13 protein-coding genes are annotated in these 13,965 nt (G+C 44.1%); 3 read left to right on the top strand and 10 right to left on the bottom strand.

Annotation, left to right across the window (positions count from 1 at the left end; genetic code table 11):
* The 4 genes from LIN98_RS08275 to LIN98_RS08260 are packed head-to-tail and all read right to left on the bottom strand — an operon-like array spanning position 1 to position 4,594.
* Complete coding sequence (locus tag LIN98_RS08275) at positions 1–1,053, bottom strand: peptide ABC transporter ATP-binding protein (protein WP_005550711.1); 1,053 nt, start codon at positions 1,051–1,053, stop codon at positions 1–3.
* Positions 1,054–1,060: 7 nt separating this feature from the next.
* Positions 1,061–1,948, bottom strand: a complete 888-nt coding sequence (locus LIN98_RS08270; protein WP_005568224.1) for an ABC transporter permease subunit — start codon at positions 1,946–1,948, stop codon at positions 1,061–1,063.
* On the bottom strand, positions 1,938–2,903 hold the full coding sequence (locus tag LIN98_RS08265; protein ID WP_005568222.1) for an ABC transporter permease: 966 nt from the start codon (positions 2,901–2,903) through the stop codon (positions 1,938–1,940). Before LIN98_RS08265 ends, LIN98_RS08270 begins: the two co-directional genes overlap by 11 nt.
* Positions 2,903–4,594: an ABC transporter substrate-binding protein gene (locus LIN98_RS08260; protein WP_014167687.1), complete on the bottom strand. Its 1,692-nt coding sequence runs from the start codon at positions 4,592–4,594 to the stop codon at positions 2,903–2,905. Before LIN98_RS08260 ends, LIN98_RS08265 begins: the two co-directional genes overlap by 1 nt.
* Positions 4,595–4,808: 214 nt before the next feature.
* Here LIN98_RS08260 and LIN98_RS08255 point away from each other — a divergent pair, with 214 nt between their 5' ends.
* The 3 genes from LIN98_RS08255 (at position 4,809) to LIN98_RS08245 (ending at position 8,351) form a co-directional block, all read left to right on the top strand.
* A complete protein-coding gene (locus LIN98_RS08255; RefSeq protein WP_025298286.1) occupies positions 4,809–6,215 on the top strand; it encodes a YcjX family GTP-binding protein in 1,407 nt (468 codons plus the stop codon).
* 13 nt (positions 6,216–6,228) lie between these two features.
* A complete protein-coding gene (locus LIN98_RS08250; RefSeq protein ID WP_005568215.1) occupies positions 6,229–7,308 on the top strand; it encodes a TIGR01620 family protein in 1,080 nt (359 codons plus the stop codon).
* A gap of 83 nt (positions 7,309–7,391) precedes the next feature.
* Positions 7,392–8,351, top strand: a complete 960-nt coding sequence (locus LIN98_RS08245) for a sigma 54-interacting transcriptional regulator (protein WP_005545394.1) — start codon at positions 7,392–7,394, stop codon at positions 8,349–8,351.
* On the opposite strand, the gene LIN98_RS10395 is transcribed toward LIN98_RS08245, so the two are convergent.
* From LIN98_RS10395 to tsaE, 6 genes are all read right to left on the bottom strand, one after another.
* Positions 8,348–8,482 (bottom strand): hypothetical protein, encoded by a 135-nt coding sequence (locus LIN98_RS10395; protein ID WP_005545392.1) that lies wholly within the window; start codon positions 8,480–8,482, stop codon positions 8,348–8,350. The genes LIN98_RS08245 and LIN98_RS10395 overlap by 4 nt on opposite strands.
* 248 nt (positions 8,483–8,730) lie before the next feature.
* Entirely contained in the window at positions 8,731–9,027 is a 297-nt protein-coding gene (hfq, locus tag LIN98_RS08240) for an RNA chaperone Hfq (protein WP_005542348.1), read from the bottom strand.
* A 119-nt stretch (positions 9,028–9,146) separates the two neighbouring features.
* Positions 9,147–10,091, bottom strand: coding sequence for a tRNA (adenosine(37)-N6)-dimethylallyltransferase MiaA (miaA, locus tag LIN98_RS08235; protein WP_014167689.1), 945 nt, complete (start codon positions 10,089–10,091; stop codon positions 9,147–9,149).
* 14 nt (positions 10,092–10,105) lie between these two features.
* The gene (gene mutL / locus LIN98_RS08230) at positions 10,106–11,956 is read right to left on the bottom strand and encodes a DNA mismatch repair endonuclease MutL (protein ID WP_249856106.1); all 1,851 of its coding nucleotides are present in this window, start codon (positions 11,954–11,956) and stop codon (positions 10,106–10,108) included.
* The gene (locus tag LIN98_RS08225) at positions 11,956–13,443 is read right to left on the bottom strand and encodes an N-acetylmuramoyl-L-alanine amidase (protein ID WP_061869823.1); all 1,488 of its coding nucleotides are present in this window, start codon (positions 13,441–13,443) and stop codon (positions 11,956–11,958) included. Before LIN98_RS08225 ends, mutL begins: the two co-directional genes overlap by 1 nt.
* A complete protein-coding gene (gene tsaE / locus LIN98_RS08220; protein WP_005545380.1) occupies positions 13,440–13,934 on the bottom strand; it encodes a tRNA (adenosine(37)-N6)-threonylcarbamoyltransferase complex ATPase subunit type 1 TsaE in 495 nt (164 codons plus the stop codon). The genes LIN98_RS08225 and tsaE overlap by 4 nt, the downstream gene beginning before the upstream one ends.
* Positions 13,935–13,965: the final 31 nt, after the last annotated feature.

Here is a 13,965-nt window from a genome sequence, read left to right as displayed (position 1 = left end):
TTATTCCTGTTTATCGGTGTTTAGGGTGAGCGGTTGAATCTGCTCTTTTTCTTTGATTTTCTTTTCCCGTAAATTAATCGGGAAATGGCAGAAAAATTCATGTTGTTTAATACGAAGTGCGGTCGGTTTTACGATACATTTTTTTTGCGCGAAAGGGCAACGCGGACCGAGACGACAACCGATCGGCATTTGCTCCAATAATGGTACCGACCCCTTTAATGTACCCAGATAGCCTTTAAACGGTAAGGGCTGTGTAAAATCCGGGATGGAATGCAACAAGGCTTGCGTGTAAGGATGATGAGGGTTTTCCAAAATATTTTCTTTTGGTCCTGATTCCGCGTTTTGCCCGGAATAAAGCACAATAAAAGAATCACACCATTCACTAATACTATTAATATCATTGCTGGCAAGCAAAATAGAAGTGCCTTGGTTTTGATTCATGCTGGATAGAAGGCGGAATATTTGTACCCTTGTAATGGATTCCACGGAATTTGCCGGTTCGTCGGCAATAAGTAAACGCGGTTGGTTTGCCACAGCGATGGCAACCATCACTTTTTGCCCTTCCCCTTCGGTCAGTTCGTGCGGGTAGCTGGCCATGATGTCTTTGTGTTCTTTGATCCCTACGCGATGCAATAATTCGATGGCGCGACGTTTTTTCCAATTGAATAAACGCTGCCACCAGTGCCCTTTAAACGTCCAGTTCGGGATACTTTCAATCAGTTGCTTGCCGATTTTTTGGCTGGGATCAAGACAGGTGAGCGGATCCTGAAATACCATGGAAATTTCTTTACCGACGATTTTACGTCGTTGGGGCGGTGTGAGCTTGAGTAATTCGATGTCGTTAAAGCGAAAGCGGTCAGCTGTGACAATCCAGGAATCTTTGAATGCATTGCAAATGACTTTAGCAATTAAACTTTTACCGGAACCGGATTCGCCGACCAAGCCGCAAATTTCCCCTTCGTTTAATGTTAGACTTACGTTATCAACAATCCGAATAAACCCTGCCGGCGTTTTTATATCAATGCGTAAGTTACGAATATCCAATAAAGCCATTTCTTACCTACTCATAATATTTATCAATGGCTTTGCAGAGCCCGTTGGTGAAAATTAAGCTGATTAATACGCTCAGAATGATCGCCAGCCCGGGTAAAATCACAGTCCAAGGAGCGAGGTAAATCAGCTCTAAAGAATCTTGGATTATCGCGCCCCATTCCGGTGCGGGACGTTGTGCGCCGAGGGCGATAAAACTTAATGCGCTGATATCCAGAATGGCAATATTGAAGGCACGGGAAATTTCCTGAATATAGCGGGTGGCAATATTTGGTAAGATGGTATCCTTTAACAAAAGTCGCTTTGAAATGCCATCCAGACGCAACATAAGCACGTATTCTTTCTTTAATTCCTGCTGAATGCTGAGATAAATTTCATGTACGAAATACGGCAATAACGCCAATCCGATTGATAACATTGCGTTGATTAAACTCGGTTCCATGAGTGTCGCAATAATAATTGCCACTAAAAGTACCGGAATAGTGAGAAACGCATCAAGAAAATGTCCTAAAACACGGGATTTAATCCCTTGTGACATTCCTGCCAAAATGCCCAGTCCACCACCGACAAGGGCGGTCATCATGGCGACAATAACCGCGGCGCCGACGGTATAGCTGGTGCCGATAAGTATACGACTGAATACGTCGCGTCCAATATCATCGGTGCCAAAGAAGTAGGCTATTTGCCCATCACTTGCCCAAGAAGGCGGTGTCAGTTCTTTGCCGACAAATTGCATTTCACTTGGATAAGGCGCAAGTAATGGTCCGAAAAGTGCGGTCAAAATTAGCAGTAAAAATGCGTAGAAGCCGAATAACGCAATGCGGTCTTTACGAAATAACTGCCAAATATGTTTTAAGGTCGCAGTTTCACGAAAGTCTTTCGGTTCTCTATCTTGCATACCAACCCTTCTTATTTAACGGATCCAAAATAAAGATTAAGCTTTCGGAGAATAATTTGATGAAGATAATACATGATCCGATAGTAATAATACCTGCCGAAATACTGTTGTAATCCTGCTGGGTGACCGAATCAATAAGCCAGCGCCCGATCCCCGGCCAGCCGAGGGTGCTTTCTACCAGCATACATTGTGTGATGACCAAGGTGAATAAACGGGTCATTTGCGGAATAAGCAGAGGCAGGGTATTGCGTAAAATATATTTGCGTAGCATCTTAAATTTTGACCAACCGCGAGTGGCGGCCACTTTAACGTAATTTTGCTGAAAAATAGTTTCCGCTTGTTGCTGCACAAAACGGACAATTTCCATTGTCGGCAGGATGGTTAACACTAAGCTGGGCAATGCCAAATGTTGCAGCACGTTTTGAATGATTTTGAGCCGATAAGGCGCTTCGACAAACCATACGTCAATAATAGGGAAACCGGTTATCGGTTTAATTTCATAGAGTAAATTGTATTGCCCGATTGCGGCGATTTCCCAACCATTTATCGCGGAGGCGTATAATAAAATCGGTGCAATCCAGAAGACTGGCATGGCCAATCCCATGGAAGATAAAGTGCGGGTGGTTTTTCCGATGAAATGTGATTGGTAAATGGCACCTAATAAACCAAGAGGAATGCCGAACAGCACCGCCAACAAAATGGCACAAAAGCACAATTCAAGGGTGGGGGGTAAAACAGTAAAAATCGTGGATTTTAACAGCTGCCCGCCATTGTAACTGATACCTAAATCACCACGGGTAAGGTTGCCTAAATAATTAAGGTAGCCATTGTAAAAATACGGTGTCGCCAGTTCGGCATTTAATGGATCCTGCATTAAAATAACGTAACTTATCAATGTGAGGATAATTGACGTTAAAACGAGAAAAACACATTGCCGAATCAGTGAATTAAACATTATTTGTGTCCTTTTCGCAGGGAGAGGGTTGAAAAGTTCAGGCTACCGAACGGACTCATGTCGATATTTTGAACACGCGAACTGGCGACGAGAACCCGCTTAACGTTCGCGATCGGAATGATTGGTAACTCCGATAAAATTAACGTCTGTGCCTGATTATAAGCAGCGGAGCGTACGCGCTGATTGGAAGTATCCAATGCCTCATCCATAATTTGATCAAATTTTTCGCTGCACCAGTTGGATAAGTTGGTAATTTCATTTGAGGTGCTGCAACTTAAAATCGGGCGCATAAAACTGTCCGGATCTAAATTTCCCCCCAGCCAACCGGTTAAAATCATGTCGTAATCTTCGGCTTTTTTATGTAATTGCTCGATTAAAAAGGTGCGGGTGACAGAACGAATATTAACCTCAACACCAGCATTTGTTAAATCTGCTTTGATGAGTTCTGCGGTTTTTAATGGCGCAGGGTTATACACCTGTTCTTCATTAATCACCCACATACTCAGGCTTAACTTTTTATCCTGTAAGATTCTCTTCGCCTGTTGCGGATTATAATCATAGTCAAAATCGGGAGTATTCACCGCGGAAGCCCAAGAAATGTTCGGGATGATATTATTCGCCACGGTTGCCGTATTGTGATAAATGGTTTTAATAATCCGTTGTCGATTAATCGCTTGCGAGATAGCGCGGCGTAATTGCTCGTCTTGAAGGGCAGTTTTTTGGAAATTAAACGCCAGATACGCCAAATTCATGCCTTCGACACTTTTAATGTAATAACGTTCGTCATTTTCCCGTAATAAGCCCAGTTGGCTGACTTCGGGATAGGACGCAATCTGGCATTCGCCATTGAAAAATTTAATCAACCGCCCCGTACGATCCGTTGAGAGGTCAATAATGATGTCGTTAATTTTGGCGTCTTTTTTCCAATAATCTGTATTTTTTTCTAAACGCACATATTGGTTACGAAAGTAATTTTTCACTTTATACGGACCGGTTCCCACGGGCAATGTATCCAATTGTACCAAGTTGTCGTCCGCATTGAGCTGTACGGCATATTCCTGCGAGAAAATAATGGCGTACTGGCTTGCCAAATGGGACAAAATGGAGGAATCCGGTTTAAATAAGATAATTTCCACTGTATGCGGATTAATGGCTTTTACCGATTCGATTTTTTGATTCAATTTAATGCTTTCAAAATAAGGAAAACGCACCTTTTTTGCCTGTTCGTGAAAGATGCGATACTGAGGATTTTTATAGCTGACCGAGGTCTGTTCTAAGGTCGGTAAATAGGTTTCATAGCCCAGCACGCGATTTAGCGAAAAAACCACATCATCGGCATTGAAATCACGGGTCGGTTTAAACCAATCGGTGTGATGAAATTTAATGCCCCTGCGTAAATGAATTGTAATGACTTTGCCGTCAGGCGAGAGAGAATAGGATTGCGCCAATACCGGCGTTGGCGCCGCACTGGTATTGGATATTTCAAAAAGTTTATTATAAATCTGCTCGGTGACTACATTCATGCTGGTGCCGGCATCGGCGGTTTGCGGATTAAAAGAAAAACCGGAAGCATGAGTACAATAAATCAATCCGTTGTTTGTCAACTCTTCCGGCACGCGTGGCGCCGCCATTGCGGAATTAACCGCAAAAGCGAGCAAACAACATGACGTAAGGATTCTTTTATTCAGCATAACAACAGATTTCGCGGTTCTAAAAAATGAATGTTAAATTGTAAAATATATTCCGTGGATATTCTAGCGAATATGCCTTTTCTTAGTATTCACCGTAGAAAATAACCGCACTTTTTCGGGAGAAACGTTGTTAATTTAAGCCTCTCTTCATTTTTTCAGTATAATATTCGTCATGATTATTGCACTATTGCACAAATACTGAAGAATGAAAACCATGCTAAATCATTTGCAAAAAGAATTAAACGATCTGGTTAATCGCGGATTAGACCGCACTTTACGCATTGCTGTGACAGGGTTGAGTAGAAGCGGGAAAACTGCTTTTATCACCAGCCTTATTAACCAATTGTTACATATCAATCGCGTGGATAATAGCCATCTGCCGCTCTTTGATGCGGCGCGGCGGCGCGGGATTATTGCGGTAAAACGTATTCCTCAACCGGATTTATCCGTTCCCCGTTTTGATTATGATGGCAATCTCAATGCCTTGTCGCAGCAACCGCCTGTTTGGCCGCAATCTACCAGAAGTGTAAGCGAAACCCGACTGGCGATTCGTTATCAGCGTAGTTCGGGCTTATTGCGTCATGTTAAAGAAAAAGGCACGTTGTATCTGGATATTTTTGACTATCCGGGCGAATGGCTGTTGGATTTGCCTTTGCTGGAACTGGATTTTCAACAGTGGTCGCAGGAATTGCAACGACAGCTCAATGCGACTCATCTGCAACTGGCGCAACCTTGGTTGGAGAAAACAAAGAAAATCAATTTAACCGATGTTGCCGATGAAGACATTTTGGCGCAACTTGCCAAAGACTACACGGACTATCTATGGCAGTGTAAAAAACACGGATTGCATTTTATTCAGCCAGGGCGATTTGTGTTACCCGGTGAATTGGATGGCGCACCTGCCTTGCAATTCTTTCCTTTGTTACATTTAACCGAGTCACAATGGCAGCAGCTGAAAAAAGAGGCAAAAGAGAACAGTTATTTTGTCGTGCTACGAAAACGCTACGATTATTACCGTCGGCGTATTGTGAAAGATTTCTATGAAAATTACTTTTCCACTTTTGATCGGCAGGTGATTCTGGCGGATTGTTTAACGCCCTTGAATCACAGCCGTGAAGCCTTCGGCGATATGCAGCTGGCGTTACATCAGCTGTTTCGGAATTTTCACTATGGAAAGCGCCATTTTCTTAATCGCCTTTTTTCACCGAAAATCGATAAATTGATGTTTATCGCAACCAAGGCGGATCACATCACGACCGATCAATTTCCCAATTTAGTCAATCTTATGCGCCAATTAGTCCAGGAAGGCGGGCGCTATGTGGAATTTGCCGATATTGCCACCGATTACACCGCCATTGCTGCCATTCGGGCGACGCAACAGGTGGTGGTGAACCAAAACGGTCGCCAATTTAAAGCTATTCAGGGCGTTCGTAGTAGCGATCAGCAGAAGGTGACGCTTTATCCCGGTAGCGTACCGAGTAAATTGCCGAGCGCCGATTTTTGGCAAACCCGGAAATTTGAATTTGACCAATTTGAACCACACCGTTTAGAACAGGGCGAAAATATACCGCACTTACGTATGGATGCCGTGTTGCAGTTTTTGCTGGGCGATAAGTTATAAAAGGAGCGAGGAAATGGATAAAAAAATGTTTGACCAAGCCGATGACCTAGAACAACAAGATGCCTTTATTGCCAAACAGGAATTCCGTGAAGAGCAGGCAGTGCCGGATACGGAAGCGGAAAATGTCGTATTGGACGGGGAACTGTTGGAAGATCAATTTGAACAAAGCATTCAACCGACACCCCGCTGGTGGAAACGCGTACTTACCGGCACCGCATTTTTGTTTTTGACGGCGACGGTGGCGCAATCGGTGCAATGGCTGATCGATACCTGGCAACAAAATCAGTGGATCTATTTTGTGTTTTCCTTGGTGTTGTGTTTGGCGGTATTGCTTGGTTTATCCGCAATCATCGGCGAATGGCGACGCTTGGTGCTGCTACGGAAACGTGGCGAAATGCAAAATCAAAGCCGCGAATTGCTCAAAAGTGCGGTCGTTTTTCCGGGGGAATTTTCAAGTGCAAGCAATCAACAAGCGGTTGGGCTATGTGAACAAATCGGCAAACTGATGCACCTTGAATCACAGCAAGATGGCTTCACTCAATGGCGACAGCAGGTGAATGAATCTTATTCGGCTCCTGAAGTGTTGCATTTGTTTAGCCAGAATGTACTGCAATCTTTTGATAAACAAGCAAAAAAACTGGTTAACAAAGCCACTGCTGAATCGGCGGCTTTGGTGGCAATCAGCCCATTGGCGTTGGCGGATATGTTTTTTATCGCGTGGCGTAATATTCGCTTGGTAAATCAAATTGCGTGTCTTTACGGCATTGAGCTGGGCTATATCAGTCGTCTCCGTTTATTGCGTATAGTATTGGTGAATATGGCATTTGCCGGTGCGACAGAATTAATTCAGGATCTTGGCGTGAATTGGCTTTCGCAAGATCTTACTGCCAAACTTTCTGCCCGAATGGCACAGGGCATTGGCGTCGGTTTGCTAACCGCCCGTTTGGGGATTAAAGCCATGGAATTTTGTCGTCCGCTGGCATTTCAAGCCGATGAAAAACCGCGTTTATCGCAAATTCATAAGGAATTATTAAGCCATCTCGGCTCAACTATTTTTGATAATGTAAAATTTAAACAGAAAGATAAAGTGTAAACTGTAAATAAAAGTTGCCAAATAGTTGGTGATTTTGATTTGTAACGGTATCATTATGCCGTTTTCTATTTATTGAGGCACTTATGGCAACTTCTTCAACCACCGATCCTTTTTCACACATCGTCAGCCGAAATCCGCGAATGCGGGATGTTATTGCGAAAGCCAGAAAATTTGCGTTATTGGATGCGCCGTTGGTGATTCAAGGTGAAACCGGCACGGGAAAAGACGTGATTGCCAAAGCCTGCCATGATTTTAGTGCGCGCCGAAATAAAGCATTTCTCGCCGTAAACTGTGCCGGCATTCCCGGCGAGGACGCGGAAACGGAAATGTTCGGGCGGCGTAATAAAGATGGTGAATTTATCGGTTTTTTTGAATATGCCGATGGCGGCACGGTGTTGTTAGATGGTGTTGAGGAGTTGCCTCTGACTTTGCAGGCGAAGCTTCTGCGTTTTTTAAGCGACGGTACTTTCCGCCGTGTCGGAGAGGAAGAGGAGCATTATGCCAATGTACGTGTGATTTGCACGGCGCAGCAGCCGTTACAGCATTATGTCGAGCAGGGTAAAATGCGTAGCGATTTGTTCCATCGGCTAAACGTGCTGACGTTAAACCTGCCGTTGCTGCGTGAGCGCGTGGAAGATATTGAGCCTCTTGCCTGCCAATTTATTGCTGAAATCAGTGAAAAACTCGGCATTTCCGCACCGCACTTTGATGCCGAATTTTTGCATTATCTTCAACAATATCCTTGGTTTGGTAACATTCGTGAACTTTATAACGCGCTGTATCGTGCCGTTTCGTTAGCCAAAGAAAATCGTTTACTTATTGAAGATTTAGGGCTGGAGACGCAAGTTTCTACATCTCAGGCTATAGATGATCTTGTTCTGGAAGGTGAAACTTTAGAGGAAATCATGGGGCGATTTGAAGCGGCGGTGTTAAATAAATTTTATGCGAAATATCCCAGCTCCAGAAAACTTGCCGCCCGTTTAGGCGTATCTCACACGGCAATCGCCAATAAATTACGCCAATATGGCATTGGCAAATCTTAGTCTACAGGCTGAATCGGGTTAAATGCGGCAAACGGGGCAAAACGTTTAATCAGTTTCAGACACTCCATTTTTTCAATACGAATATTCGGCAAAAACTCACCGAATTGGTTGATCTCTTCTTTATTGTCCATTTCGCGCTGACCAATAAAATATTGTCTTGAGCGGATTTCGTGAGCAGTTGAAATTCATTTAAATCATCCGTATTTTTTTGTGAATCAAAAAGGCAATGCACGATAGTGGCATGATTCAATCCATGATTTTTCATGTGATGAGGGATTATCAGGCTTATCAGACGCAAAAAGTGCGGTGGAAATTTCCGCAGAATCCACCGCACTTTGGCTTAAATTATTGAGTAAAGGGTTCAATATTTTCAGCTTCGTTATTCTGCCTGAGCTTCAACATTGTTTTCGGCAGGAGTAGTTTCTTGCTGTTGTCCCTGATGTTGCTGCTGTTGGTTAGCATTGTGATGGGCGACGGAACGCGCCGGTACAACAGTCGAGATGGCGTGTTTATAAACCATTTGATTTACTGTGTTTTTCAGTAAAATCACGAATTGATCGAATGACTCGATTTGCCCCTGTAATTTGATACCGTTTACCAAATAAATTGAAACGGGAATGCGTTCACGACGAAGTGCGTTCAAGTAAGGATCTTGTAAAGATTGTCCTTTTGCCATTTTTCTTTCCTTCTATTTTCTACAAATTTTTATTAAAAAAACAATACAGCCAAGCTGTACGGCCTCCGAGATTCAATATAACAACAATTGTTTAGAAAGTCACTAGGCGCAATAGGGTTTTACGCTTTATTTGAAAGCAAACTTAACACTTTCTCAAGCGCTTGAGCCGGTTGTAAACTGTCCAGCCATTGAATCGGTGATTTCCAACCGCGTAACCAAGTAATCTGACGCTTGGCTAATTGGCGGGTGGCGCAGATACCACGAAAAACCATTTCATCATGGCTATAGTCACCACGCAAATATTCCCACATTTGACGATACCCCACACAGCGAATGGAGGGCAAATTCTCGTGCAAATCAGCGCGTCGGTACAGTTTTTCGACCTCTTGTTGAAAGCCAAGTTCAATCATTTTATGAAAACGTTGCTCAATGCGTTGATGCAACAGATCTCTCTGCTCCGGTGCAATGGCGAATTGCAGAATCTCATAGGGCAGCGCGTCGCCTTTTTGTTCGGTTAATTCCGTTAAGGTTTTGCCGCTTAAATAAAACACTTCCAGTGCGCGGTTAATCCGTTGCGAATCATTCGGGTTAATGCGTTGCGCCGAGATGGGGTCGATTTTGTTCAGTTCCTGATGTAATGCCGCCCAGCCGATACGTTCCGCTTTCGCTTCAATTTCTGACCGCACTTTTTCATCGGCGGAGGGCAATGGCGATAAGCCTTCGAGCAACGCTTTGTAATACAACATCGTGCCACCCACCAATAACGGGATTTTACCCAACGAGGTAATGTCCTGCATTTCACGTAGGGCGTCGGTGCGGAAATTGGCGGCGGAATAGCTTTCTGCCGGGTCGCAAATATCAATTAAACGGTGGGGCGCCAGTGCCAACTCGGCTTTTGAGGGCTTTGCCGTGCCAATATCCATGCCGCGATAAATGAGAGCTGAATCCACGCTTATTACTTCCACCGGCAGATGTTGGCGCAGTTGAATGGCTAAATCCGTTTTGCCGGAAGCGGTGGGACCCATTAAAAAAATCGCCAAAGGTTTTTGTTCGGAATCTTGCATAGTTAGTGGGGCGGTTATTTCAGTTGGGTTAAATAAGGCTGCCAATCGATTTCCACAAGCAAATCCATCAGGCAGGTTTGCGCTTGTTTGGCAAGTAATTGTTCCGTATCGGTCAGCAAACTTACCGCATCGGCAAGCACGGTGATGGGCGCGAATTCTAAGGACGCCAAAAGTGCGGTCAAAAATTCAGGTAAATTTTCGATGGAGTGATTTAATAGCGAGATAATTATCTGCTGTAAATTTTGTTGGCGTAAATGTGCCGATACTTTTTGCAGCGTTATTTTATGTTGTGTCGCCTCTTCCGTAAAAGTAAAACCGATTTGCTCAAAGAACGTTTTTTGTTGTAACCATGCCTGCCATTGGTCATTAGATAAGCGAAAAATAATCGGGATTAACAATGGCTGAGATGTTGGCGCCAAGGTTAAATTCAACTCCAATTTTAAATGCTGCAAACGGGCTAATGACAACAAATAAAAATGCTGTCCTTGCTGTAACAATAATGCCTCGTCGTTGATAAGCGCAAGCGCGTGTAAAAAATCGGTATTGGGTTTGCTGACTTCCGCTATGGTCATTTCCGTTTGAGGCTGATTTTTTAACGCCGTCCACAAGGTTTTGTGGGCATTCAATACGTTCTGCGTAATTTGTTCACGATGGGCATTTTCACGATAAAAGTGCGGTGAACTTTGCCGGTGTTTTTGCGTGCCGTCATTCTTTTTTTCGGCGTAGGCAGTGGCGGAATAACCGGTAGTCGGTGCGAATATATTTTGCCCTGCCGCCGAGCGATTCGGTTTGGTGTAAGTCGGCGCTTCCCACACACCCGCAGGTTCTTCTACGGCATTTTCCATTGATGACGGGGTCAAGTGTATTTGTTCTGAAGCCAGCGCGTTACTAATGCCTTGGGTGATGAAATCATGCACCAATCGGGATTGCTGGAAACGCACTTCGTGTTTGGTTGGGTGCACATTCACATCCACCTCATTCGGATTGAGATCAATAAACAACACAAAAGCGGGATATTGTTCAGTGGTTAAATAATCCGCATAGGCTTGGCGGATCGCGTGCGTAATGGTTTTATCACGCACCATGCGCCCGTTGACATAGCAATAATTCAGGTCGTTTTGCGGACGGTTAAACTGCGGCAACGCCACCCAGCCGGATAAATGCAGGTCATCGTGTTTCCAGTCGATTTGTAACGCGTTTTGAATAAAATCCTGACCGCAAATAGCAGCGACGCGCTTTAATTTTTGTTCATGGGTGACCGCACTTTTATACTGGCGAAGCACTTTCCCATTGTGTGTCAGAGTAAAGTTAATGTGAAATTTGGCTAATGCAATGCGACGAATAACTTCATCAATATGGGAAAATTCGGTTTTTTCCGAACGTAAAAATTTGCGACGGGCAGGCGTGTTAAAAAATAAATTTGCCACTTCAACGGTAGTGCCCACAGGATGAGAGGCGGGTTGAATGATGGTTTTCATATCCCGCCCTTGGGCATAAACTTGCCAAGCTTCGCTTTGTTCGGCTGTGCGGGAGGTGAGGGTTAAGCGGGAGACAGAACTGATACTGGCGAGCGCTTCACCGCGAAATCCCAGGCTTAAAATGGCTTCCAAATCTGCTAAATCGGCAATTTTGCTGGTGGCATGGCGGGCAAGGGCTAAAGCTAGCTCCTCTTTAGCAATGCCGATGCCATTGTCACGAATGCGAATCAGCCCGGCGCCCCCGTTTTCAATATCAATTTGAATTTTATCGGCACCGGCATCAAGGCTGTTTTCCACCAATTCTTTCACCACCGAAGCAGGGCGTTCAACCACTTCCCCGGCGGCAATTTGGTTAGCTAATTGTGGCGATAAAATGCGTATGGTCATTATTTTTTCCCGTGTTTGTTTTCAACCAGTCGGATTTTTTGCCCGCTTAACACTTTGCCGTTTTTTAATTGCGGGTTCAGTTTTAGCAAGGTATTTGGCGAAAGATTATACTCACGTGCAATGGAGTAGAGCGTTTGATCTTTTTTCACCACATGGAAAGTCGGCACAGCTTGTTTTACTTCCGCTTTGCCTTTCCCCGAGGTGTTTTCGTCCTTGCTTTTCGTATTTTCTGCAGCTTTCCCTTTTTCCGTTTTGGCTTCGGTTTTCATGGTATCTTCCGCTTTGGCAACGGCAGGAATTTTAATGGTTTCACCCAGTTGCAGTTCTTTACGTTTTAGCTTATTGAGCGTAAGAATATCGTTACCGGAAACTTTATATCTTGCCGCAAGTTTAGTTAAAGTTTCGCCTTTTTTCACTTTATGGCGAATGCCGCTGTCTTTAATTTCCGCACTTTTCACCGGTTTAGTTTCGGTGTTTTCCTTCGTGTTGGTCGCGTTGTTTTTGCCATTATCAGGGATTTTAATGGTTTCGCCCACCCACAATTTTTTGCGTTTTAATTTGTTTAACGCAATGACATCCGCGATGTTAACATGGTATTTTTCAGCCAGTTTGCCTAAGCCTTCGCCTGATTTCACCTTATGACGAATGCCACTGTCCGTCACTTCAAGTGCGGTGGATTTTTCAGGTGTTTTTACGGTCGGAATTTTTGGCTCGTCTTTATAATTTTGACGACGATATTCGACCAAACCGTTATAAATGGCTTTTGCAATTTTTTTGCGGTAGGCGGGCGTGCTTAATTTCAGTTCTTCATCTTGATTGGAGAGAAAGCCCGTTTCTACCAAAATGGATGGAATATCCGGCGAACGTAAGACGCCAAGGCTTGCATGGCGTGGTGTCGGGCGGCTTAAAGAAGCAATTTGGGAAAAATGGCGCAGCACGATATTGCCTAATTCATAACCCACCCGTTGGCTATGTCCGAATTGTAAATCTAACACCGTTTGATCCAAGTATTTTTCATTATGTGAAGCGAGCACGCTACCCGCTCCGCCCAACAGCTCCGAACGTTTTTCATGATCTTCCAGCCATTGCCCCATTTCGTCATTGGCGCGACGGTTTGACAACACCCATACGGAAGCGCCGCGTAAATTCGGGGTTTCTGAGGAATCTGCATGAATGGAAACCAAATAATTGGCTTTGTGCTTACGCGCAATTTCGGAACGTTGCGGCACGGAAATAAAGTAATCGCCGTTGCGGGTTAATACGGCATGAAAATGCGGATCCTTATCTAAAAGCGCTTTTAATTCACGGGCGATAGAAAGGGTTACATTTTTTTCATAAATTTTTAGGTTGCGCCCGATAGCGCCGGGGTCTTTCCCGCCATGACCGGGATCAACGGCAATTGTCCATGCGTTACCGGCGAGAACGGGCATTGCAAAGAAAAAAACGCTGTTGACAAGAAATAATTTAAAGATATTGCCGAGTTTCATTGTGGTACATCATCGTTATTTAATTGTTCAATAATCTGTCTGCCGATTGGCGATTGAGCAACCAATTCAATGTGACGGGCAGTTTCCGCATAGGCAATGTTGACCAACAAATCTGCCGCCATAAGCATGCCTGTTCCTTTCTCAGCCCACTCAATCAAGCAAAGCGTGTTTTCACTAAAATAATCACGAATGCCCATAAATTCCAGCTCTTCAGGATCGGCAAGACGATACAAATCAAAATGGTAAACGGTTTTGTTGCGGAATCGATATTCTTCCACTAACGTGTAAGTCGGGCTTTTTACTTTACCTTGATACCCCAAAGCTTGAATCATCCCACGGCTTAAGGTCGTTTTCCCAGCGCCAAGATCACCGTTCAAATAAAGTGCAATGCCTTGTTGATTCGGAACATGGCTTATCGCATTGATAAGTTTTGCTCCAAAGGCGCACATGGCATTTTCATCAGAAATGTATTGGCTAAATCTATCGATCATGCTGTTTGTCAGTTTAAAAAGTAGTAAGGAA

The organism is Aggregatibacter actinomycetemcomitans (genome assembly GCF_023518055.1).
GTDB lineage: Bacteria > Pseudomonadota > Gammaproteobacteria > Enterobacterales > Pasteurellaceae > Aggregatibacter > Aggregatibacter actinomycetemcomitans.
Note: the sequence above shows the minus strand (reverse complement) of the source record. Positions and strands in the feature narration are given on the sequence as shown.

Bases quoted from the DNA above. Each gene is read 5' to 3' on its own strand.
- LIN98_RS08275 (WP_005550711.1), bottom strand. From the start codon at position 1,053: ATGGCTTTATTGGATATTCGTAACTTACGCATTGATATAAAAACGCCG.
- LIN98_RS08270 (WP_005568224.1), bottom strand. From the start codon at position 1,948: ATGCAAGATAGAGAACCGAAAGACTTTCGTGAAACTGCGACCTTAAAA.
- LIN98_RS08265 (WP_005568222.1), bottom strand. From the start codon at position 2,903: ATGTTTAATTCACTGATTCGGCAATGTGTTTTTCTCGTTTTAACGTCA.
- LIN98_RS08260 (WP_014167687.1), bottom strand. From the start codon at position 4,594: ATGCTGAATAAAAGAATCCTTACGTCATGTTGTTTGCTCGCTTTTGCG.
- LIN98_RS08255 (WP_025298286.1), top strand. From the start codon at position 4,809: ATGCTAAATCATTTGCAAAAAGAATTAAACGATCTGGTTAATCGCGGA.
- LIN98_RS08250 (WP_005568215.1), top strand. From the start codon at position 6,229: ATGGATAAAAAAATGTTTGACCAAGCCGATGACCTAGAACAACAAGAT.
- LIN98_RS08245 (WP_005545394.1), top strand. From the start codon at position 7,392: ATGGCAACTTCTTCAACCACCGATCCTTTTTCACACATCGTCAGCCGA.
- LIN98_RS10395 (WP_005545392.1), bottom strand. From the start codon at position 8,482: ATGGACAATAAAGAAGAGATCAACCAATTCGGTGAGTTTTTGCCGAAT.
- hfq (WP_005542348.1), bottom strand. From the start codon at position 9,027: ATGGCAAAAGGACAATCTTTACAAGATCCTTACTTGAACGCACTTCGT.
- miaA (WP_014167689.1), bottom strand. From the start codon at position 10,091: ATGCAAGATTCCGAACAAAAACCTTTGGCGATTTTTTTAATGGGTCCC.
- mutL (WP_249856106.1), bottom strand. From the start codon at position 11,956: ATGACCATACGCATTTTATCGCCACAATTAGCTAACCAAATTGCCGCC.
- LIN98_RS08225 (WP_061869823.1), bottom strand. From the start codon at position 13,443: ATGAAACTCGGCAATATCTTTAAATTATTTCTTGTCAACAGCGTTTTT.
- tsaE (WP_005545380.1), bottom strand. From the start codon at position 13,934: ATGATCGATAGATTTAGCCAATACATTTCTGATGAAAATGCCATGTGC.